The organism is Streptomyces sp. MJM8645, assembly GCF_001625365.1.
Taxonomy (GTDB): domain Bacteria; phylum Actinomycetota; class Actinomycetes; order Streptomycetales; family Streptomycetaceae; genus Kitasatospora.
Window position 1 is genome coordinate 5,243,001 of record NZ_LJJF01000001.1, and the last position, 21,672, is coordinate 5,264,672.

Consider the following 21,672-nt stretch of genomic DNA (forward strand, 5'->3'; position numbering starts at 1 on the left):
CGAAGTCGAGCGGATGAAAGCAGATGAGAGCAGAGCAAGCAGAACAAAGGGGATAAGGGGATAAGGGAACGCCCGGGGGAGTCAGTCGCCCGGTAGCGCCGGGTCGAACGGCGCCACCAGGAAGTGCTCGCCGTCGGCGTCGTAGTCGAAGATCAGGGCGGTGCGGCCGGCCGCCAGCCCGGGCTCCTCGGTGAGCGTGCGGACCTGGACGGTCGCGGTGGAGCCGTCCTCGGCGGTGACCTCCGCCTGCCCGAAGTCGGCCGTCACCCGGCCGGTGCGGATCACGCAGACGCGGCCGACGAAGTCCCCCCGGGTCGCCGGGCGGTCCTCGGGGAACAGTCGGGACAGCGGCCGGACCAGCAGCCGGGTGCCCGCCCAGGAGGCGACCAGCGCGACGGCGAACACGCCGCCGCGCGCCGGTGCCCCCGAGGTGAGGACGGTGCCGGCCAGGCTGACGAACCAGGCGAGCGCGACCAGCAGCGACACCGCCACCGTCACGGGCACCCCGCCCAGCCCCAGCGCGCCCAGCACGCCTCCGTGGTGGTGGGCGCCCCGGCCGTCGGCGCCGTGCCCGTCCTGGGCGCCGGGTCCCCCGTGTCCCCCGTGGGTCGCGTGCCCCCCGGCACCGTGGCCCAGGTCGCCCGCGTGGCCGGCATGGCCGACGTGACCGGCATGCCCGACGCCGTGTCCCCCGTGCAGGGCGTCGAAGCCCAGGCCGCCGACCAGCATCAGCAGCCAGTACCCGACGACCACCACCAGCGCGAAGCTGAACAGCGCCGTCGGAAAAGCCAGCGCGGCCGCGACGAATCCCCCCATCTCGGCCACGCTCCCCCGCTGTTCCCACGGCGCCGCACCTCGGCGCCATGGAGATCGTGACAGCGGAGGGGCCGTTCGCACATTGCCAGGATCCGGCAATCTTTACGGCTCTTTGACACCCTGGAACGCACGGCCCGGGGGCGTTTGGCCGCCGTCTACAGCGGCTGCTCCGGCCAGTTCAGCAGCCGGGCCCCCATGGCCGCCGTCTCCAGGGTGAACCGCTGCAGGGCGTCCGACGGGTCGTAGCCGGTCAGCGCCTTGATCCGCTCCAGCCGGTAGCCGAGCGTGCGCACGCTCAGCCCCAGCCGCCGGGCCGCCTCCGCGTTCACGTACGCGGCCTCCGCCTGCACCGCGATGGTGTCCAGCAGGGGGCGGGCGCCGCCGCGCGCCTCGGTCAGCGGGCCCAGCACGCTGCGCACCAGGTCGGCCATCGCTGCCCGGTCGCGCATCAGCACGGGGAAGACCAGTAGTTCCTCGGCCTTCAGCTGCTGTGCCGGCAGGTCCAGCCGGTCCGCGTAGTCCAGCGCGCCCAGCGCCTCCTCGTAGCTGCGCAGCACCCCGGTGGCCCCCGAGTGCCGGCGCCCGGTGGCCACCCGCAGCACCGGGCGGTAGCCGGGGCCGGGGCGCAGCGTCAGGTCGGCGAAGGCCTCCAGGACGGCGCGTTCGGTGTCCGGGGCGATGCACACCAGCCGGCCGTCCTTGCCGGCGAGCAGGACGTCCCGTTCGCCGAACCGCCCGACCAGCTCCCGTTCCACCCGGTGCACCAGCGGGTGGACGTCTGCGTACGGCGTGTCGCCGACGGCCACCGCCACCGCGTACGCGCCCGCCAGCCGCAGCCCGAACCGCTCGGCGCGCTCCGCCAGCAGGCCCAGGTCGCTGCGGCCGTACAGCAGGTCGTCGATGAACTCGCGCCGTGCGGACTCCTGTTGGCGGACCGCCATGCGCTGTGCGCGGTCGTGTCCCTCGCCGAGTGCGGCCAGTGCGGCCTCGGTCGCCGCGAGCACGGCGTCGCCGAGCCGGCGCAGTTCTCCGACGCCGCCCGCCGCGGTGATGCCCGGCAGTGTCTGCCAGGCCCGCCGGGTGGCCGACAGGCAGTGCGCGACGACGTCGCGCAGCCCGTACCCGGCCTCGGCGCAGTGCTCGCCCAGCGTGCGCAGGCACTCCAGTTCGTCCCGGCGCAGCAGCCTCCCGGTGCGGGAGGCGTCGGCGAGCAGCCCGAGGTAGACCTCGGCGAGTTCGGTGGGTATGTCGTGCTCGGTCCCCTCGGACACCGCGGTACTCCGCCCCCCGTGACGCGTGATGATCCGGCGCGGAACTTTAGCAGGATCGATACGGTGCCGAACGGTGCGGGGTGGGCGGCTGACCTGGTGCTATCGCGGGCCGGGTGGAGGTCCGGATCACCGTGTCCATCCGGGGCGGCTCGGCCGCCGCCCGTCCGCCGCCGGTTCCCCGCCCTCCTTCTTCCCGTCCCCGCCCTCCGGTCGACGGGGCCGGTCGGCGGGGGTGGGATGGAGGGGTGCGGGCGACCGTGGTTTGCTCCGCACCCCGGGGAGGGACTAGACATCTAGACGTCTAGATGGACGTCTGGATGTCAGGCCCCCTCCCCCCACGGCCCCACCGAAAGGCCCCGCGCATGTCCCTGGTCAACTTCCGCGACCCCGCCGTCCTCGGCGACCCCGAGGGCCGGCGGATCCGCCCCGGCGTGCTGTACCGCTCCGCCCAGCCGTTCCCGGCCGCCGACGAGGCCACCGTCGCCCAGCTGCGCGCCTGCGACATCCGCACCATCGTCGACCTGCGCGACACCCGCGAGACCGACCCCGCCGACTGGGCCGCCGCCGAGGCCGCCGGGATAGCCGTCGTCGCGGCCCCGGTGAACCCCACCGGCGACGGCCTCGCCGCCCGGATGCGCACCATGGCCACCGCCGCCGACCTCGGCGACTACTACGTGCTGCTGGCCGAGTCCGCACCCGAGGCCGTCACCGCCGCCGTCGAGGCCGCCGCCCGCCCGGGCGCCGTCCTCCTGCACTGCGCCGCCGGCAAGGACCGCACCGGCCTGCTGACCGCCCTGCTGCTGGACCTCCTCGGCGTGCCCGCCGAGCGGATCGTCGCCGACTACGCCCGCACCGCCGACGCCCTGCCGCAGATCTTCGCCGGCCTCTCCGAGCGCCACCGCACCGCGCTCAACGCCCGCGGCGCCCGGGTCACCGACTCCGAAGGCCGCGAACTCACCATCCCCGCCCCGCTCCTCGACGCCCCGGCGGAGGCCATGGCCGTCTTCCTCGACCGCGTCCGCACCCGCCACGGCGGCGCCGAGGCCTTCCTCCCCGCCTGCGGCGTCCCCGCCGCCACCCTCGGCGCCTTCCGCGCCAAGGCGGCCGCCGCGGCGACCTCGGCCGCCTGACACCCCGGCTTCCGTCGGGGTCAGACGTCCCGCCGCCGCATCAGGACCACCGTCGCCGCCAGCGCGACGGCCGCCCAGGCGCCCAGGGTGATCCAGGAGTCGAGCACGCTCGGCGCGTACTTGCCCATCGTCGTCGAGGAGTTGGGGTTGATCGTCAGCCTCCCCTCGGCGGCGAGCGGCAGGTGGTTGCCGATCTCCTTCAGCCAGCGGTAGCGGTCGCCGCCGAACAGCATCGGCACGATGAACAGCAGCATGACCAGCGAGACGATCGAAGCGGTGGCGTGCCGCAGCAGGGCGCCGAGGGCCATCCCGATCAGCGCGCAGACGGGCACGATCGCCGCGTAGCCGAGGACGGCCCGCAGGCAGCCCTCGTCGGCGATGGAGAGCCCGGCGTGCCGGGAGGCCAGCATGGCGTTGCTGCCGAAGAAGGACACCGCGGACACCACCGCCCCGGCGAGCGTGGTGAGGCCGGCGACCAGCACCACCTTGGCCACGGCCACGCCCCGCCGGTCGGGCACGGCGGCGAAGGTGGTGCGGATCATGCCGGTGGTGTACTCGCCGAACACGGTGATCGCGCCGAGGCTGCCGGCCGCGACGGCCATCAGGGCGCCGGAGATGCTGCTGAGGCCGTGGTACAGCGGGTCGTACCGGTACGGCGGGAAGCCGGGCACCGGCGGGCGGGGATGGTCGATGTAGGTCAGGTCGGTGTGGACGGCGTTCAGGTTGACCACGATCGCGGCCAGCGAGGCCAGCGCCAGCACCCAGTACGTGGACCGCAGCGAGCGCAGTTTGATCCACTCGGCGGCGAGCAGGTCGCCGAACCGGGCCCGCGGCTCGGCCGGGAGGGTGCGGGGGCGGGCGGGGGCGAGGGCGGCGGTACTCATCGGGCATCTCCTGCCAGGTATTCGACGCTGTCGGCGGTCAGCGACATGAACGCCGACTCCAGGGACGAGGTACGGGTGGCGAGCTCGTGCAGCACCAGGCCGTGCCGCAGGGCGAGTTCGCCGATCCGGGCGGCGGGCAGCCCGGTCACCACCGCCCCGTCCGGCTCCTGCGCCTGCCGTACGGCCGCCCCTTCGGCCCGCAACACCTCGGCGAGCGAAGGCAGTTCGGGAGCCCGGACGGCCACGCTGGTGACGGCGTTGCGGGCGGAGAACTCCGCCAGGCTCTCGTCCGCGATCAGCCGGCCCCGGCCGATCACCACCAGCCGGTCGGCGGTGTGCTCCATCTCGGCCATCATGTGGCTGGAGACGAAGACCGTCCGCCCCTCCTCGGCGAGGCGGCGGAACAGGCCGCGCACCCACAGCACGCCCTCCGGGTCGAGGCCGTTGAGCGGCTCGTCGAACAGCAGCACCGGCGGGTCGCCGAGCAGCGCGCCGGCGATGCCGAGCCGCTGCTTCATACCCAGCGAGTAGCCGCCGATCCGGCGCCCGGCGGCCTTGCCGAGGCCGACCTCGGCGAGCACCTCGTCCACCCGCCGGAGCGGGATGCGGTTGCCGCGGGCGAGCGCCGACAGGTGGGCCCGGGCGCTGCGCCCGCCGTGCACGTCCTGGGCGTCCAGCAGGGCGCCGACGTGGCGCAGTCCGCGCGGCCGGTCCGCGAAGGGCACGCCGTCCACCGTGACGGACCCCTCGGTCGGGGTGTGCAGCCCCAGGATCATCCGCAGCGTGGTGGACTTGCCGGCGCCGTTGGGGCCGAGGAAGCCGGTGACGGTGCCCGGCCGGACGGTGAAGGTCAACTGGTCGACGGCCGTGGTGGCGCCGTACCGCTTGGTCAGTCGCTCGATCTCGATCACGGGGACAACGGTGCCGTCCGGGGCCCCGGCCGGGCATCGGGCCGCGGGCCACAACCGCCGGCGGCCGCACTGGCCCGGGGGATTACGCCCTCGGGCCAATGCGCCGCCGCGCGGGCCGCCGCTACCATCGGGCGATGATCACCAACCCTCGTCCGCCCCTGTTCAGGCGCCTGCCGCCGGGCGTGTGGGTGGCGGCGTTCTGGGTGGCCGTCATCACGTTCCGCGGCTTCCAGCGGAGCAACGAGCTGGCCCACCTGTTCCGCTACAACGGCAACTTCGAGGACATGCCGTTGCTGGTCACCGCGGTGGTCACGACCCTGATGGCGTCGCTGCTGGTCCGGCTTCCGCTGCTGGCGGTGGCGATCCCGCTGGCCGCGTGCGCGTTCACGATCGGCATGCGGATCCAGGAGACGGCCGTGGTGCAGCTGCTGCTCGCCGAGGCGGCGATCGGCTACTGCACGGCCACCCGCTCCCGGGCCGTGTCGCTGTGCGCCGCCGCGATGCCGGTCGCCCTGGTGGCCGCCCTGGCGGTCTGGCGGGTGGCGAACGACTACCACACCGACTTCGTCGCCCAAGCCGCGTTCGCCTCGACCGCCGCGATCGCCTGGCTGGTCGGCAACACCGTCCGGCAGAGCCGGGCGCACACCGAGGCCCTGCGCGGCCGCGCCACCGAGCAGGCGATCACCGCCGAACGGCTGCGGATCGCCCGCGAGTTGCACGACATGGTCGCCCACAGCATCGGCATCATCGCGATCCAGGCCGGGATGGGCAGCCGGGTCATGGACACCCAGCCCGCCGAGACCCGCAACGCGCTGAACGCCATCGAGGCGACCAGCCGGGAGACCCTGGCCGGGCTGCGCCGGATGCTCGGGGCGCTGCGCCAGGGCGAGCCGGAGTCCGCGCCGATGGAGGTCGCCCCGGGGCTGGGCGAGTTGGACCGGCTGGTCGAGCAGACGGCCGGCGCGGGCGTGCGGGTCGCGCTCACCCGCCTCGGCGAGCCCCGCCCGCTGCCGCCCGAGGTGGACCTCGCCGCCTACCGCATCGTGCAGGAGGCGGTCACCAACGTGGTCAAGCACTCCGGCACCCGGGACTGCCGGGTCACCGTCGACTACGGCCCCGAGGAGGTCGCCGTCACCGTCGTCGACCTCGGCGCCGGAGCCGGCGGGCCGTCCGCCGGCTCCGGTTACGGCATCGCCGGCATGCGCGAGCGGGTCGGCCTGCTGCACGGCGAGTTCAGCGCCGGCCCGCGCCCCGCGGGCGGCTTCCAGGTCGCCGCCCGACTGCCGCTCCCCGTGGAGGTCTCCCCGTGATCCGTGTCGTCCTGGTCGACGACCAGCCGCTCATCCGCACCGGTCTGCGCGTGCTCATCGCCGACACCCCGGACCTGGAGGTCGTCGGCGAGGCCGGCAACGGCGCCGAGGCGGTGGAGCTGGTCGGCCGGCTGCGCCCCGACGTCGCCGTGATGGACATCCGGATGCCCGGCATGGACGGCATCGAGGCCACCCGCCGGATCACCGCCGACCCCGGCCTGCCGACCCACGTCCTCGTCCTCACCACCTTCGACGACGACGACTACGTGTACGGCGCGCTGCGGGCCGGGGCGGCCGGCTTCCTGGTCAAGGACCTCGCCCTGGAGACCATCCTCGACGGCGTCCGGGTGGTCGCCGCCGGGGACGCCCTGATCGCGCCGAGCATCACCCGCCGGCTGATCGGCGAGTTCGCCGCCCGCCCGCAGCCCGCCGCCGCCCGGTCCGGCCGGGCGACGGTCGACGGGATCACCGACCGCGAGCGCGAGGTGCTGACGCTGGTCGGCCGCGGGCTGTCCAACGGCGAGATCGCCGAGGAGCTGACCATCAGCGTGGCCACCGCCAAGGCGCACGTGGCCCGGCTGTTCACCAAGCTGGACGCCCGGGACCGGGTCCACCTGGTCATCCAGGCCTACGAGTTCGGCCTCGTCGCCCCGTCCTGAGCCCAGCCGGTCCACGGCCGCACCACGGCCGCACCACGGCCGCGCCACAGCCGGATCACGGCCCGACCAGCTCCCCGATCCGCATGATCCGCCCGTGCGAGTCCAGCACCACGTCGTACACGTTGCCGTAGCACCCGTACGGCGGGTCGGGTTCGTGCTCGGCCAGGCAGTCCTCCAGGTGCCCGAGCACGTCCTCCAGCCGGACGGGTCTGGTCGGGTCGGCGTGCGGGTGGTCGACGAGCGTGGCCTCGACCCCGGCGGTCGCGAAGCCGTAGCGGGCCGGCGCCCCCGTCCCCTCGTAGCGGGCCTCGTCGCAGGAGTAGCGGGCGGGCTGGGCGGTGACGTCGCCGTCGTCGGTGGCGATGACCACGAGGACGGTGTGCCCGGGGCGTTCGGTCGGGGTCGGGGTGGCGCAGTCGGCGGAGGGGGAGGGGGAGGTGTCCATGCTGGGCTCGGGGCCGGCGAGGTCGTCGTCCAGCAGGTCGTCCTCGTCGTCGTACGCCCCGTCGGCGACGGCGGCGGCGGAGGCGGCGGCGATGGTGGGCGCGGAGTCGGCGGGAGTGCAGGCGGCGAGAGCGGCTGCGGCGGTGCAGCAGAGCAGCGCGGCGAGGAGGGTTCGGGGCACGGCCATGGCACTAGTCTCCCCGGACAACGGCGGAACTCGTCACACAGGTAGACGACTGGTGCACGGGCTGTGGTTCCCGCCGCCGTCGGATGTGCGGATCCGGCGGCGGCGGGAGTCTTGAGGGGCGGCGTAACGGTCAGACGGTGACGGGCCGTTGCGCCTCGTACGCCTCGCGCAGCCGGGCCTGGGCCGCGGGGCCCGCCCCGAGGTGGTCGAGTCCGAGCAGGGCCGCGCCCAGGACGGGCGGCGCGACGACGACCCGCGGTTCGGCGAGCGGCGCGGCCTCGGCCAGACGGGCGGTCAGGTTGTCGATCAGCAGCGGCTGCCGGGAGGCGAGCACGCCGCCGCCGAGCACCAGCGGGGTCCGCGTGTCGAGCAGTTCCAGCCGCCGAAGGGCGACGACGGCGAGCCGGACGATCTCGTCGGCCTGGCGGTCGATCAGCCCCAGGGCGACCTCGTCGCCCTGCTCCGCGACGGCGAACAGCACCCGGACGATCTCGTGCAGCCGGCTGGTCGGCAGGTGCCCGAGGTGGACGGCCTCGGCGACGGCGCCGGCGCTGGGCAGGCCGAAGTGCTCGGCGATGGCGCGGGAGAGCCCGGTGGGGCCGCCGCGGCCGTCCTCGTGGCGGACGGCGTGCCACATGCTGGTGACGGCCAGGCCCCCGCCGCCGCCCCAGTCGCCGGTGAGCTCGCCGAGGGCGGGGAAGCGGGCGGTGCGGCCGTCGGGCAGCAGGCCCACGCAGTTGATGCCGGCGCCGCAGACGACGGCGACGCCGCGCGGGCCGTCGGTGCCGGCCCGCAGCAGGCCGAAGGTGTCGTTGACGACGGTGTTGCTGGTGCCCCAGGGGTGGGATTCCAGCGCGGCGCGCAGGGCCTCCTCCTCGACGGGCAGGTCGGCGTTGGCCAGGCAGGCGCTGACGTGGCTGGTGAGGACGCCGCTCCAGGCGGGGTGGCCGGCCGCGGCGGCGGCCTGTTCGACGAGCGGGGCGAGGCCGGCGACGGCGGCGGCGCCGCCGATCTTCTGGGGTGCGAAGCCGCCGCCGCGGGCGGTGCCGTGGACGGTGCCGTCGGCGCCGATCAGGGCGACGTCGGTCTTGGAGTTGCCGGCGTCGATGGCGAGGACGCCTGGCAGGGTCGGTTCGGGCTGGTGGGTCATCAGGTCCCCGCGGCTCGTACGTGGCCCGGCCGTGGCGTTGTCCCCGGCCGGGGGTGGTCGGTCTCCTCGCAGTGCCCGGCCCGCGACACCCTCATATCGCGGGCCGGGCGGCTTTCCCGGCGGGGCCCGGGTGCGTAGCCGGGCCCCGGGCCGTCAGGCCCAGGCGAGGTGCTCGCGGTTGTGGGCGAGCAGCCGATCGGTGAGCTGGTCGGCGAGTTCGAGCTGGCCGACCAGCGGGTGGGCGAGCAGGGCGTCGAAGACCCGGTCGCGGCCGCCGTGCAGGGCGGCGTCGAGGGCGAGGTGCTCGTACGCGGTGACGGCGGCGATGAGGCCGGCGTACAGCGGCTCGACGGCCCGCTGGGGGAGCGGCCGGACGCCGTTGGCGTCGACCTCGGCCGGGACCTCGATGACGGCGTCGTCGGGCAGGAACGGCAGCACGCCGTTGTTCGGCGCGTTGACGACCTGTACGGACGTCCCGCCGCCGGTGCCGAGCAGCGCGGCGATCAGCTGGACCGCCGCCTCGGAGTAGAACGCGCCGCCGCGCTGGCCGAGGAGTTCAGGCTTGGTGTCGAGGGCCGGGTCGGCGTACATCTCCAGCAGCTGCCGCTCGATCTCGGCGACCTGGGCGGCCCGCGAGCCCTGCACCTTGAGTTCCTCGACGACGGCGTCGTGCTGGTAGAAGTAGCGCAGGTAGTAGGACGGTACGACGCCGAGCCGCTCGATGACGGGCTGCGGCAGGTGCAGGTCCTCGGCGATGGCCTTGCCGTGTGCGGCGAGCAGCTCCGGCAGCACCTCCCGGCCCGTCGTCGAGCCCGGGGCGTCGAGCAGGGTGACGCCGCGCTCCCAGGTGAGGTGGTTGAGGCCGACGTGGTCGAGCCGGATCAGTTCCGGGTCGACGCCGAGGTGGGTCGCGAACTTGCGCTGGAAGCCGATGGCGACGTTGCACAGGCCGACGGCCTTGTGGCCGGCGTTGCGCAGTGCGCGGGTGACGATGCCGACGGGGTTGGTGAAGTCGACGATCCAGGCGTCCGGGTTGGCGCGCCGGACCTTCTCGGCGATGTCGAGGACGACCGGGACGGTGCGCAGCGCCTTGGCGAGGCCGCCGGCGCCGGTGGTCTCCTGGCCGACGCAGCCGCACTCCAGCGGCCAGGTCTCGTCCCGGTTGCGGGCGGCCTGCCCGCCGACGCGCAGTTGCAGCAGCACGGCGTCGGCGTCGGCGACACCGGCCTCGACGTCGACGGTGGTGGTGACGACGGCACCGTGCCCCTGCTTGGCGAAGATCCGCCGGGCGAGCCCGCCGATCAGCTCCAGCCGGTCGGCGGCCGGGTCGATGAGCACCAGCTCGCCGATCGGCAGGGTGTCGCGGAGCCGGGCGAAGCCGTCGATCAGCTCCGGGGTGTACGTCGAACCGCCGCCGACGATTGCCAACTTGAGTGCGGACATCAGCCCTTGACCCCTGTCAGTGTCACGCCTTCGATGAAGGCCTTCTGTGCGAAGAAGAAGAGGATGATCACCGGTGCCATCACGAGGAGGGTGGCGGCCATGGTGAGGTTCCAGTTGGTGTGGTGGGCGCCCTTGAACGACTCCAGGCCGTACGAGAGCGTCCAGGCCGCGTGGTTGTTGCTGGCGTAGATCTGCGGGCCGAAGTAGTCGTTCCAGCAGTAGAAGAACTGGAACAGGGCGACGGCGGCGATGGCCGGCTTGGCCATCGGCAGCACGACCTTCAGCAGGGTGCGCAGGTCGCCGCAGCCGTCGATCCGGGCGGCCTCGATGTACTCCTTGGGGATGGTCAGCAGGAACTGGCGCAGCAGGAAGATCGAGAACGCGTCGCCGAAGGCCATCGGGATGATGAGCGGCCAGAGCGAGCCGCCGAGGCCGAGCTGCTTGGCCCAGAACAGGTACATCGGGATGACGGTGACCTGCGGCGGGAGCATCATCATGGCGATGACGGCCATCAGCGCCAGGTTGCGGCCCCGGAAGCGGAACTTGGCGAGCGCGTAGGCGACCGGCAGGCTGGAGACGATGGTCAGGACGGTGCCGAGGCCCGCGTAGAGCAGGGTGTTGCGCCACCAGGTGAGGAAGCCGGGGGTGTCCCAGACCTTGCCGTAGTTGCCCCACTGCCAGGAGGTCGGCCAGTAGTCGGTGGTGAGCGCCTGCTGGTCGGTCATCACCGAGGTGAGGAAGGCGAAGACGAACGGCAGCAGGAAGAACAGCGCGGCGGCGATGGCCAGCGAGTGCACGGCCACCCAGTGGAGCATCGCGCGGCGGCGGGCCGCCCGGGCGGCCGGTCCGGAGGCGCGGGAGGGGCCGGCCGGGGCGGGCGCCTTGGTGAGTGTGGAGCTGAGAGTCATGATCGGGTCCTCATCGGTCCGCTGGGTCCGCAGCACACGGACTAGTCGTCACTCGCCATGAAGCCGGACTTGCGGCGGAGCAGGAGCGAGGTGACGGCCATCGAGATGGCGAACAGCACCAGGGCGACGACGCACGCCGCGCCGTAGTTGAAGCGCTGGAAGCCGAGGTTGTAGACCATCTGCGGCAGGGTCCAGGTGGAGCCCTGCGGGAAGCCGGGCTCGAACTGCTGGCCGGAGTTGCCCGCGATGCCGCCGGCGACCTTCCCGGCGACGATCGCCTGGGTGTAGTACTGCATGGTCTGGATGACGCCGGTGACCACGGCGAACATGATGATCGGCGAGATGTTCGGCAGCGTGACGTACCGGAACCGCTGGAAGGGTCCGGCGCCGTCCAGTTCGGCGGCCTCGTACTGCTCCTTGGGGACGTCGAGCAGCGAGGCCATGAAGATGACCATCAGGTCGCCGATGCCCCACATGGCGAGCATGGTGAGCGCGGGCTTGGACCAGTCGGCGCTGGCGAACCAGCCGGGCTGCGGGAGGCCGAGCTCGCCGAGGAAGTGGTTGACCGGGCCGGTGCCGGGGTTGAGCAGGAAGGCGAAGGCGACGGTGGCGGCCACCGGCGGTGCCAGGTACGGCAGGTAGAACGCGGTGCGGAAGAAGCCGGCGCCGGTCTTGACCTTGGTGATGAGCAGGCCGATGCCGAGGCCGAAGGCGACCCGCAGGCTCACCATGATGAAGACCAGCCACACGGTGTTGCGCAGGCCCTGCCAGAACGCCGGGAGGTCGTTGAAGACGTAGTCCCAGTTCTTCAGGCCGCTGAAGGTGGGGGCGCCGAAGCCGTTGTACTTGGTGAAGGAGAAGTAGGCGGTGGAGATCAGCGGGTACAGGAAGAAGACGCCGAAGCCGATCAGCCAGGGGGAGAGGAAGGCGAGGGTGCGGGCCGCCTCCCGGCGGCGCTTCCGGCGCAGCAGGTGCTGCGTGGAGGGCGCCGCCGGGTCGGTCGATCCGGTGCCCTTGCGGGTGCCGAACGCGAGTGACATGGGAGCTCCGTGGACCGTTTCCGCTACTTCGCCTGGGCGATGGCGGCGTCGATCTCCTTGGCGGTGGCCGCGAGGCCGGCCGCGAGATCGGGCTGCTTGCCGGACTCGTAGTCGTAGCCGAGGTTCTGCAGGGAGGCGATGTAGCCGCTGCCGTTGACGGCCGCCGGAGTGGTGCCCGAGTACTGGTTCTTGGCGACGTCGATGAAGGTCTTGAAGTTCGGGTCGTTCGTCAGCTTCGGCGAGTTGAGCGCGTCGAAGGTGCTGGGCACGTTGTGGATCGCGTTGGCGAAGCCGACCACCGCGTCGGTGTCGGTGGTCAGGTACTTGACCAGCTCCCAGGCCGCGGCCTGCTTCTTGCTGCTGCTGGCGATGCCGACGATGGTGCCGGTCTGGTAGCCGCGGCCGTAGGTGTCGGCCTGGTCGTCCGGGACGGGGAACGCGGCGGTGGCCCAGTCGAAGTCGGGCTTGTTGTCGGCGAGGGCGGCGGTGCGCCACTCACCGTCGATGGCCATCGCGACCTTGCCGGTGAGGAAGGGGTTCTTGGCGCTGAACTCCTCGCCGAAGGTGGCGCGGTACTTCTCCAGCTTGGTGTAGCCGCCGAGCTGGTCGACCATGTCCTTCTGCCACTTGAGCATCGCGGCGACCTTCGGGTCGGCGGCGATGTTCGACTTGCCGTCGGCGCCGAAGTAGGTCGGGCCGTACTGGCCGAGGAAGTGCTCGGTGGTCGACTCGTAGCCGTGGTACAGCGGCATGAAGCCGAGCTGCTTGTAGCCGTCGCCGTCCGCGAGGGTCAGCTTCTTGGCGTCCTCGGCGAACTCGCTGAAGGTCTTCGGCGGGTTGGCGATGCCCGCGTCGGCGAAGGCCTTCTTGTTGTAGTAGAGGCCGTAGGCGTCGCCGAGCAGCGGCAGCGAGCACTGGTTGCCCTGGAACTGCGTGTAGTTGAGCATCGCGGCCGGGAAGGTCTTGACCGGGTCGATGCCGCTCTTCTGCAGCAGCGGCTTGAGGTCGGTGAACGCCTTGGTCGAACAGAACATGCCGACGTTGTTGGTGGTGAAGGAGGAGACCACGTCCGGCGCGTCGTCGCCGCCGGCCCGCAGGGCCTGGTTGACCTTGTCGTCCGCGATGTTGTCCACGGCCTTGACGTGGATGTTGGGGTGGGCCTTCTCGAAGGCGGCGATGTTGTCGTTGATCGCCTTCACCTCGTTGTCCTGGCTCCAGCCGTGCCAGAAGGTGATGGTGACGTCCTTGCCGCTGGCCGAGTCGTCGCTGCCGCTGCTCTCGCTGCTGCCGGTGCAGGCGGTGGCGAGCAGGGCCAGGACGGCGGTGCCGGTGACGGCGGCGATCGTGCGACGGCCTCTGCGGGAGGTGGTGGAGTGCACTTCGAGGTCCTCCTGGGGGTGCGCGGGCAGGCGTCATTGCCTCGGGGCCCGCGTTCGGGGGTGGGGAGAGGTGGGTGCAGGGTGCGTGCGGGGTGGCGGGCGACCGGGGAGCGTCGGTGGGTGGCTGTCAGTGGGTGGAGAAGACCGCCTCGCGGGCGTCCGCCAGCGCGCGTTGCAGGGCGCCGAGCAGGACGGGCGAGCCGGGCAGGGCGCTGCTGCGGACCTCGGGCCGGGCGATGGAGAGCCTGGCCAGTTCGTCCTCGACGAGGGCGCGCAGGCGTTCGCCGCCCGCGGTGGGCACCGCGCCGGAGAGGACCACCAGCTGGGGGTCGACGACGGCGACGATCGCGGCCAGTCCGACGGCGAGCCGGCCGGCCAGTTCGACGAGGAAGGCGTCGCCGGCGCCCGGGGTCTCCAGGGCCTTGGCGATCGAGTCCTCGGCGGTGGGCGCGCCGAGCCCGTGCTCGCGGGCCAGGGTCCGGACGGCGGGTGTGCCGACCAGCTCCTGGAACCCGCCGAACTTGCGGCGGCGCACGTCCCGCGCGACCGGCGAGCCGGGCACCGGCATGTAGCCGACCTCCCCGGCGCCGCCGGTGAAGCCGCGGTGCAGCCGGCCGGCGATGACGATCGCGGCGCCGGTGCCCGCACCGGCCCAGAGCAGGACGAAGTCCTCGGAGCCCCGCGCCGCGCCGGAGGCCTGTTCGGCGACGGCGGCGAGGTTCACGTCGTTCTCGATCGACACGGGCGCGCCGATCGCCTCGGACAGCTCCTCGACCAGCCGCGGCGAGTGCCAGCCGGGCAGGTGGGAGGCGTAGCGCAGCTTGCCGGTGACCGGGTCGGGGGCGCCGCCGACGCCGATCGCGGCGGTGCGCAGGCTGCCCGCGGCCAGCCCGGCGGCGCGGACGGTCTCGGCGACGGCGGCGGCGACCTTGGCGACGGTCTCGGCGGCCGGCACGCCCTTGGTCGGCACGGCGTGCTCGGCCAGCGTGGAGCCGGTGATGTCGGCGACGGCGACTCTGATCTCGCTGTTGGTGACGTCCAGTCCGGCGACGTGGCCGGCGGCCGGATTCACCTCGTACAGCTGCGCGTTGGGGCCGGGGCCGCCGGCGGTGGTGCCGACCGGCAGGACCAGTCCGGCCGCCTCCAGGCGGGCCAGCAGCTGGGAGGCGGTGGGCTTGGAGAGGCCGGTCAGGGTGCCGATCTGGGTGCGGGAGAGCGGTCCGTTCTCCAGCAGCAGTTCGAGGGCGGCGCGGTCGTTGATGGCGCGCAGCAGGCTGGGGGTGCCGGCGAGGGGGGCCTTGGCGGTGGTCTTGGTCACGCGCGAAATCCTCCTCTTCCGGCTGGTGGGGGGAGCGACGAGGGTGAACCCTCGGGTTCGGGGAGCCGAACTGTTAGGAAAGTTTCCAGTCGCTTGGGAAGGACCGTACGGGCCCCGTCAGCGGGGTGTCAATGGTCCGCGGCCCGGAGGATGCCGAAGCGTTACCGGGCAGCACGAAGCCCCGTTTCCCAAGGGTCTTGGGAAACGGGGCTTCGTACTGCCGGGCCTGGAAGTCCTACGGCTTCGCGAGGTCGTCGGCCGGCCTCGGTGCCGGTATCGGCTCGGTCGCCCGGTACCGGGGCGAGGTCGGGTCGGACAGCGCGGACGGCGGCGCCGACTCGGTCGCGGGGGAGATCACCACCCCGGTGGCCGGGGCCGCCGTCGCCGCGGCGGCCACCGGCGCGGCCTCCTCCTTGACCTTGATCCCGGCCTGGTCGAAGGCCGTCTTCAGGCGCTGGCGCAGCGCCCGGGACACGGCCGGCGCCTTGCCCGGCGCGGTCCGCGCCTCGATCCGCACCATCACCGAGTCCGCCGCGACCGACTCCACGCCCAGGATCGACACCGGTGCCCAGACCAGCTCGTCGTACGGCGACTCCTTGGACAGCGCCTCGGCCGTCTCCTGGATCAGGTCCTCGACCCGCAGCAGGTCCTCCTTGTACCCGACCTGCACGTCCACCGAGGCGGTCGACCAGCCCTGGCTCATGTTGGCGATCCGCTTCACCTCGCCGTTGCGGATGTACCAGATCTCGCCGTTGGCCCCGCGCAGCTTGGTCACCCGCAGGCCGACCTCCAGCACCGTGCCGGCGGCCACCCCGGTGTCGATCTCGTCGCCGACGCCGTACTGGTCCTCCATGATCATGAAGACCCCGGAGAGGAAGTCCGTCACCAGGTTGCGGGCGCCGAAACCGATCGCCACACCGGCCACACCGGCGCTGGCCAGCAGCGGCGCCAGGTTCACGCCCAGCGCGGACAGCACCATCAGCGCGGCCGTGCCCAGGATGGAGAACGACGCCACGCTGCGCAGCACCGAGCCGATCGCCTCCGACCGCTGCTGGCGCCGCTCCGGGTTCACCACCCCGGTGTTGGCCAGCAGCCCGCCGAGCCGGCTCTCCTCGTGGTGGTCGTGCGAGCGCGCCATCCGTGTGATCAGCTGGGTGATCAGCTTGCGCACCACGGCGCGCAGCACCAGTGCCAGCAGCACGATGAAGACGATCCGCACCCCGCCGGCCAGCCAGCCCTGCCAGTGCGTGTCGAACCAGCTGGCGGCCTGCTTGGTGGTGTCGCTGACCTCCTGCGCGCTGGTCGGGATTCTCAGGTCCAGCTGCGGCAGCTGCGGCGCGGTCGGGCTGGGCGCCGGTGTCGGAGTGGAGAGCGTCGAGGACGCGTCGGCGATACCGGTGGCGCCGGAGCGGAACACGTGCGGGCCTTCCTGCAAGGGGGCGTGGCGGGCCCGCGCCGCGGCACGCGGCCCGCGGACCGTCCGCCTCAGCCTAACCGGCGCCGAACACCCGACCGGACACGCCGAAGGGCGTACGGAGCAACGCGAACGCCCCGTCAGCGCACCGGTGCGCTCCCCCGGACGACGGGGTCGGCCGCTGCTCCGACCGGCCGAGCGCTCCCCCGGGAGGGCCACGGGCGGCACCCCGAGGGCACCCGGGTGCAACCCGACCTTCCCCAGGGCATACCGGCTATGACAGAAGCCACACCGGAAGTTCACACCAGGTCCGTTACACAGGAGTGGTGGCGCCGTACAAAGGCGTAAGGCGACACTGGGGGAGATCGCGCACCAGTTGTGCGATCCAACCGCTCGTCCCGGCGCGAGCCACGCGCCGCAGGCGTCCAAGGAGGCATCCGTGCCGCATGTCCTGGTCCTCAACGCGTCCTACGAGCCACTCGGCGTCGTATCGATGCGCCGCGCACTCATCCTGGTCCTCAACCACAAGGCGGTCAGCCTGGAGGACTCGGAAGTCACTCTGCACAGCGCCACCAGCGCCCTTCCGGCGCCGTCCGTCGTCCGCCTGACCCGCTTCGTCCGGGTCCCGTTCTGCGGGCCCGTCCCGCTCACCCGCCGGGCGCTGTTCGCCCGTGACCACGGCCGCTGCGTCTACTGCGGGGCCGCCGCCACCAGCGTCGACCACGTCATCCCGCGCAGCCGGGGCGGCCAGCACCGGTGGGACAACGTGGTGGCGGCCTGCCGCCGCTGCAACCACACCAAGGCCGACCGCCACCTCACCGAACTCGGCTGGCGGATGAAGCGCCCACCGGCCCCGCCCAGCGGCCTCGCCTGGCGGATCATCGGCACCGGCATCAAGGACCCGCGCTGGCGCCCCTACCTGGAGCCGTACGGCGGCTCCGACCAGTTGCGCGCCCCGCAGTGGGGCGAGTACGAGCACCTCGACCATACCGAGCAGGGCCTCCCCGTCCCGCTCGGCCGGGCGCACTCGGCCCACTCCGCCCCCGTCCGCCGCGGTGAGCAGCCCGAACCGCTCTCCGCCTGACCCCGCTCCACAAGGGCCAGCCCGTCATATCGTCGGTACGCCTCATGGGCCGCCGCGCCCCCCACCGGGGAGCACGGCGGCCCGCCGCGTTGTCCGGTGGGGGGCGCGGTGACTACTTCTTCGGCGGCGCTGTCCCGCCCGTCGTGCCGCCTGTCGTGCCGCCTGTCGTACCGCCCGGAGTCCCGCCCGCCGGGGGCGTGGCCGGGGCGCTCGGAGCGGTCGGGGCCGTGGTCGGGGCCGTGGGCGCGGTGGTGGGCGCGGTGGTGGCGCCGCCGTCCGGCTGGGCCGGGGGGACGGTCGGCGGCTGCGACGGGGCGGGCGGGGTGACGGCGTACAGCTCGACGCCCCACAGCGAGTAGCCGTACTTGTTGGCCCGGGCCACGCCCTGCACCCGGAGGAACCGGGCGCCTGGCGCGTCGAAGCGCACGGTCTCGTCGCCGCCCCTGCCGTTGTCCACCGTCGCCGCGTCGGTCCAGGTGGTGCCGTCCGCCGAGACCTGGAGCCGGTAGGCGGCGGCGTACGCGGCCTGCCAGTGCAGCACCGCCGCGCCCAGGTGGGTCGTCTGCGGCAGTTCCAGCTGCACCCAGGCGTCGTCCTTGGCGGGGGAGGACCAGCGGGTCTTCGGGTCACCGTCGGTGACCGCCGCGGCGGGGAAGTTCGGCGTCTCGTCGCCCGAGGAGGTGGCCTTCGCGTGGAGCGCCAGGTCCGGACCGCTGGTCGGCGGCACCACGCGCACCTGGAGCACCTGCTTCACGGTGGTGGCGCCGGCCACGAACTGCACCGGCACCTGGTACGTCCCGAACGGCGTCCCGGGATCGGCGCTGACCAGCAGCGGCACGCCGATGCGGCCGCCGCGCGGCACGGTCACCCCGGCTGCCGGGGTCACGGTCAGGCCCTTGGCCGCGGCCGGCACCTCGGTGCGCAGCTCGCCGGTGGTCCCCTCGGGGCGGCCGGCCTCGACGGTGGCCCGGGTCTGGGCGGGCGCGGCGGCGCCGGCCACCACGTCCAGGGTCGGGTCGGACAGGCTGAGCCGGGCCGCCGGGACGTCCGCGTACCAGGGGATCACCTGGTTGACCACCGGCGGGTCGCCGCCCGGCTTCCAGGTCAGCCGGAACGCGTCGGCGGCCTGCCCGCCGGCCGGCAGCTCGTTGTAGCCGGGCTGCACGGTGCCGATGTCCGTCCAGCCGCCGTCCGAGCGGCGCACCGAGACGGTGGCGGTGGCGTGCACGCCCGGGTCGGTGAGCACGGTGAGCCGGTCGAGCGGGCGGGCGGCGCCCAGCTCGACGGTGAGCGGCTCGTCCTGCGCGGTGGGCGGCTTGGCGGCCCGGTACGCGGTGTCCGGGTTGCCGTCCAGCACCGCGGACGCCGAGGAGCCGGGCAGCGCGGCGGGGCCGCCGGTGACGCTGGCGGGGGCGTCGTCGGGCGCGGTGACGGTGAACTCGCGCACCGCGACGGCGGTCTTCTGGGCGGCGGTGGCCCGCAGCCGCACCGCCCGCACCACCGGGCCGGCCGGCAGCTTGGCGCTGACCGACTTCTGGTTCTTGACCACGGCGAGCTGCTTCCAGCCGCCCTCGCCGGTGCTGTACTCCAGCACGCCGTCGTGGAGGTAGTCGTCGACCGCGCTCCGGCCGTCCGGCCCGTTGCCCCAGGAGCCCATCAGCACGGTGACGGCGCCGACCGGGCGCCCGCCGCCGAGGTCGACGCCGACCGCGTCGCCGGGCTGCGGGGGAGCGGAGCTCCAGTAGAACGTGTCGGCCACGCCGTCGGTCATCAGCGCGGGCAGGTGGTCGTGCGCGGTGCCCATGGTGGTGGTCGGGGTGATCCCGCCGCCGGCCACCCCGGCCCAGTTGTCGGCGGCCTGGACGGCCCGCTCCAGGAACGGGGCGAGCACGTCCGCGCCGATCGTGGCCGGGCTCTGCGCGAGCTGCTCGCGCAGCCGGTTGAGCTCCACCCGGGCCTTCCAGGCGGCCGCGCCGTCGCCGCCGTGCTGGGCCAGCAGCATGTCCAGCGAGGACTGTCCGGCCAGCCCGTAGTCGTGCAGCGGGGCGAGCCAGGGCGCGGCCTCGGCGGCGAGCTGGGCGGTGGCCTGGGTGCCGGCGAGGGTCTGCTGGGCGGTGGCCATCGCGGCGAAGGCGTCCCGCAGGGGCGCGGCGGCCTCTATCAGCTTGGCGAGGTCCGACGCGGTGCCGGAGGTGGGCTCGGCGGCGGCCCAGAACCGGTCGAGCAGCGGCGTCAGGTAGCCGGACTCCTGCTTGGACAGCGGCGAGGAGGAGCTGTTGCCGGCCAGCGCGGTGACCGCGGACAGGGCGGTGCCGGCGGGCGTGCTGCCGGCGCCGGTCGGGCCGGCGAGCGAGCGCACCGCGGCCTGCCAGGAGTCCTCCGGCCGGTAGCCGGCCGGGTTCCAGGCGAAGTCGCCGGCCGTGGCGAGGGCGATCCGGGAGGCCACCGGCTGCTGCATGGCACCGGTGAGCATCACCGCCGAGCGGGTGGCCACCTCCGGTTCGCGCCCGGTGTAGGCGCCGAGGAAGAGCCGGTCCGGGCTGGCGTCGTTGACCGGGTAGTTGTCCATGGTGACCAGCGGGTGGCCGTACAGGTCGCCGGTCTCGGCGGCCTGGGCGCCGGTGATCTTCTCCGGGATCACCCCGCCCCCGCTCCAGGCCACCTGCACGCCGTCCGGCAGCGCCGCGGCCAGCGCCTTGCGGTACGGCGTGACGCCCTGCTTGTGGTACTCGGTGGGCACGACGGACAGCGGCGCCAGGCCCGGGTTGCGCGCGATCAGCCGGTCCCGCACCTTGGTCACCAGCGCGGCCTGCGCCTTGGCGGCCGCGGCCGGGCCGGTGCCGTACGTGTCGCGGTCGTCGCCGCAGTGCCACTCGTCGTAGCTGACGTCCAGGAACTGGAGCTGGAAGGCGGTGAAGCCGAGCTTGCGCAGCCCGTCCAGCTTGGCCACCAGCGCGTCCACGTCCTTGCCGGAGCTGAAGCAGAGCGACTGCCCCGGGTCGATCGCGTAGCCGAGCGTGACGTGGTCGCGCCGGGCCAGGCCGCCCAGTTGGCGCAGCTCGTCGGCCTGGGCGGCGGGGTAGGCGTCGCGCCAGCGGGAGAGCCGGAACGGGTCGTCACCGGGGGCGTAGAGGTAGAAGTTCTGCTTGGAGCGGCCGAGGAAGTCCACCTGGTCGAGCCGCTGCTGCGCCGTCCACGGGCTGCCGTAGAACGCCTCCGCGGTGCCGCGCACCGGCGCGCCGCTCGGCCAGTCCCGCAGCGTGATCCCGGGCAGGCCCAGCCCGGCGACGCCCGGCGCCTGCCCCTGCCCGGCCGGGACGGCGGCGAGCAGCTGGCGCAGGCTCTGCGCGGCGTAGAAGGTGCCCACCGCATCCGCGCCCGCCAGCACCACCGCGCCGTACGTCCCACCGCCCTGGGCCGGCAGCTGACCGACCGACAGCACATACCCGCCGGCCGGCATGCCCACGGTCGAGGGGGCGGCGCCGTCCTTGCCGCCGGCCGCGGCGGACAGCGCGCGCAGCGCCCGGTCCGTCCGGCCGTCGGCGCCCTCGGCCGGTCCGCCGACGTACACCACCAGCGACCCGGCGGCCGGCGCGTCGGCGTCCGGCTCCGGGGTCACGGTCGTCGCCCCGGCGACCTCCAGCACCTCCCGGACGGCGTCCAACGCCCCGAGGTCCGCGTCCGGCGCCGGCACCAGCGTCACCGCGGCCGGCACCGCGACCGGCTTGCCGGCCACCGTCTGCTCCTGCGGCCGCGGGAACACCTGCGGGTTCGTCATGCTCCCCAGCGGCGTCTGCGGCGCGCTGCTCACCACGTCCGGCCCCGCCGACGCCGCGTACGCCGCCGACGGCATCGGCCCGGCCAGCAGCCCGCCGACCACCGCCGCCGCCGCGACCCCCGCCGCGATCTGCAGGGTCCGCCGCCCCGGCCGCCCCGCCGCCCGCCGGGCCCGCTCCGCCCGCACCGACGCCAGCAGCGGTTCCGTCCCCTTGAGGCCGGCGATCAGCCGGTCCGCCGTCCTGGGCGCCAGTTGACGGCACGTCCGCGCCGTGGCCCGCCGCGCCGCCAGCGCCGCCGGGTGGTACAGCACCTCCCGCAACGCCGCACTCCGCTCCAACCGCTGCCGCAGCCGCCGCCCGGCCACAACGGACACTCGGGCTTCCACAGGAGCCTCCTCGCCAGGCCTGGACCACATCGCCGCAACCCCACCAGCTACCCAACCCGGTGTCAACGCGGCCGCCCGCTATGCCTGATTTAGCATCATTAGTCACTCTCTCTGTACTTTCCCGCCAACGCCCCGGGCCTGCCCCGCCGATTGGCGGAA

17 protein-coding genes are annotated in these 21,672 nt (G+C 73.8%); 4 read left to right on the top strand and 13 right to left on the bottom strand.

The genetic code is table 11. The annotated features are described in order from the left end of the window. Nucleotides 1-81 precede the first annotated feature (81 nt). Together A6F73_RS22565 and A6F73_RS22570 are read right to left on the bottom strand one after the other, a co-directional pair. Nucleotides 82-816, bottom strand: coding sequence for a hypothetical protein (locus tag A6F73_RS22565; protein ID WP_063349444.1), 735 nt, complete (start codon nucleotides 814-816; stop codon nucleotides 82-84). 155 nt (nucleotides 817-971) lie between these two features. Beyond that, entirely contained in the window at nucleotides 972-2,087 is a 1,116-nt protein-coding gene (locus A6F73_RS22570) for a helix-turn-helix domain-containing protein (protein WP_244293468.1), read from the bottom strand. A 362-nt stretch (nucleotides 2,088-2,449) separates the two neighbouring features. On the opposite strand from A6F73_RS22570, the gene A6F73_RS22575 reads away from it, so the two are divergent. After that, nucleotides 2,450-3,217, top strand: a complete 768-nt coding sequence (locus A6F73_RS22575) for a tyrosine-protein phosphatase (protein WP_063349445.1) — start codon at nucleotides 2,450-2,452, stop codon at nucleotides 3,215-3,217. A 20-nt stretch (nucleotides 3,218-3,237) separates the two neighbouring features. Here A6F73_RS22575 and A6F73_RS22580 read toward each other — a convergent pair whose 3' ends face one another. Next, a complete protein-coding gene (locus tag A6F73_RS22580; protein ID WP_063349446.1) occupies nucleotides 3,238-4,101 on the bottom strand; it encodes an ABC transporter permease in 864 nt (287 codons plus the stop codon). Further along, nucleotides 4,098-5,012 carry an ATP-binding cassette domain-containing protein gene (locus A6F73_RS22585; protein WP_063349447.1) on the bottom strand — a complete coding sequence of 305 codons (915 nt, stop codon included), beginning with the start codon at nucleotides 5,010-5,012 and terminating at the stop codon, nucleotides 4,098-4,100. The genes A6F73_RS22580 and A6F73_RS22585 overlap by 4 nt, the downstream gene beginning before the upstream one ends. A 134-nt stretch (nucleotides 5,013-5,146) precedes the next feature. On the opposite strand from A6F73_RS22585, the gene A6F73_RS22590 reads away from it, so the two are divergent. Both A6F73_RS22590 and A6F73_RS22595 read left to right on the top strand, forming a co-directional pair. Further along, on the top strand, nucleotides 5,147-6,322 hold the full coding sequence (locus tag A6F73_RS22590; RefSeq protein ID WP_063351433.1) for a histidine kinase: 1,176 nt from the start codon (nucleotides 5,147-5,149) through the stop codon (nucleotides 6,320-6,322). Beyond that, entirely contained in the window at nucleotides 6,319-6,981 is a 663-nt protein-coding gene (locus tag A6F73_RS22595) for a response regulator transcription factor (protein ID WP_063349448.1), read from the top strand. The genes A6F73_RS22590 and A6F73_RS22595 overlap by 4 nt, the downstream gene beginning before the upstream one ends. A gap of 55 nt (nucleotides 6,982-7,036) precedes the next feature. Here the strand turns inward: A6F73_RS22595 and A6F73_RS22600 are convergent, their stop codons facing one another. The 8 genes from A6F73_RS22600 to A6F73_RS22635 form a co-directional block, all read right to left on the bottom strand. After that, nucleotides 7,037-7,612, bottom strand: coding sequence for a hypothetical protein (locus A6F73_RS22600; protein WP_063349449.1), 576 nt, complete (start codon nucleotides 7,610-7,612; stop codon nucleotides 7,037-7,039). Nucleotides 7,613-7,742: 130 nt separating this feature from the next. Next, a complete protein-coding gene (locus A6F73_RS22605) occupies nucleotides 7,743-8,762 on the bottom strand; it encodes a BadF/BadG/BcrA/BcrD ATPase family protein (RefSeq protein WP_063349450.1) in 1,020 nt (339 codons plus the stop codon). Between the two features lie 153 nt (nucleotides 8,763-8,915). Continuing rightward, entirely contained in the window at nucleotides 8,916-10,205 is a 1,290-nt protein-coding gene (locus A6F73_RS22610; RefSeq protein WP_063349451.1) for a 6-phospho-beta-glucosidase, read from the bottom strand. Then, a complete protein-coding gene (locus A6F73_RS22615; protein WP_063351434.1) occupies nucleotides 10,205-11,113 on the bottom strand; it encodes a carbohydrate ABC transporter permease in 909 nt (302 codons plus the stop codon). Before A6F73_RS22615 ends, A6F73_RS22610 begins: the two co-directional genes overlap by 1 nt. Before the next feature lie 41 nt (nucleotides 11,114-11,154). Then, nucleotides 11,155-12,153 (bottom strand): sugar ABC transporter permease, encoded by a 999-nt coding sequence (locus tag A6F73_RS22620; RefSeq protein WP_079135906.1) that lies wholly within the window; start codon nucleotides 12,151-12,153, stop codon nucleotides 11,155-11,157. 23 nt (nucleotides 12,154-12,176) lie between these two features. Continuing rightward, nucleotides 12,177-13,532, bottom strand: a complete 1,356-nt coding sequence (locus tag A6F73_RS22625; RefSeq protein WP_063349452.1) for an ABC transporter substrate-binding protein — start codon at nucleotides 13,530-13,532, stop codon at nucleotides 12,177-12,179. A gap of 127 nt (nucleotides 13,533-13,659) precedes the next feature. After that, a complete protein-coding gene (locus A6F73_RS22630) occupies nucleotides 13,660-14,850 on the bottom strand; it encodes an ROK family transcriptional regulator (protein WP_244293469.1) in 1,191 nt (396 codons plus the stop codon). Nucleotides 14,851-15,085: 235 nt separating this feature from the next. Beyond that, nucleotides 15,086-16,267, bottom strand: coding sequence for a mechanosensitive ion channel family protein (locus A6F73_RS22635; RefSeq protein ID WP_244293470.1), 1,182 nt, complete (start codon nucleotides 16,265-16,267; stop codon nucleotides 15,086-15,088). A 436-nt stretch (nucleotides 16,268-16,703) separates the two neighbouring features. Between A6F73_RS22635 and A6F73_RS22640 the strand changes: the two genes are divergently transcribed. Further along, complete coding sequence (locus tag A6F73_RS22640; RefSeq protein ID WP_063349454.1) at nucleotides 16,704-17,348, top strand: HNH endonuclease; 645 nt, start codon at nucleotides 16,704-16,706, stop codon at nucleotides 17,346-17,348. Nucleotides 17,349-17,460: 112 nt separating this feature from the next. Here the strand turns inward: A6F73_RS22640 and A6F73_RS22645 are convergent, their stop codons facing one another. Then, nucleotides 17,461-21,513: a beta-N-acetylglucosaminidase domain-containing protein gene (locus tag A6F73_RS22645; RefSeq protein WP_244293471.1), complete on the bottom strand. Its 4,053-nt coding sequence runs from the start codon at nucleotides 21,511-21,513 to the stop codon at nucleotides 17,461-17,463. Nucleotides 21,514-21,672 lie beyond the last annotated feature (159 nt).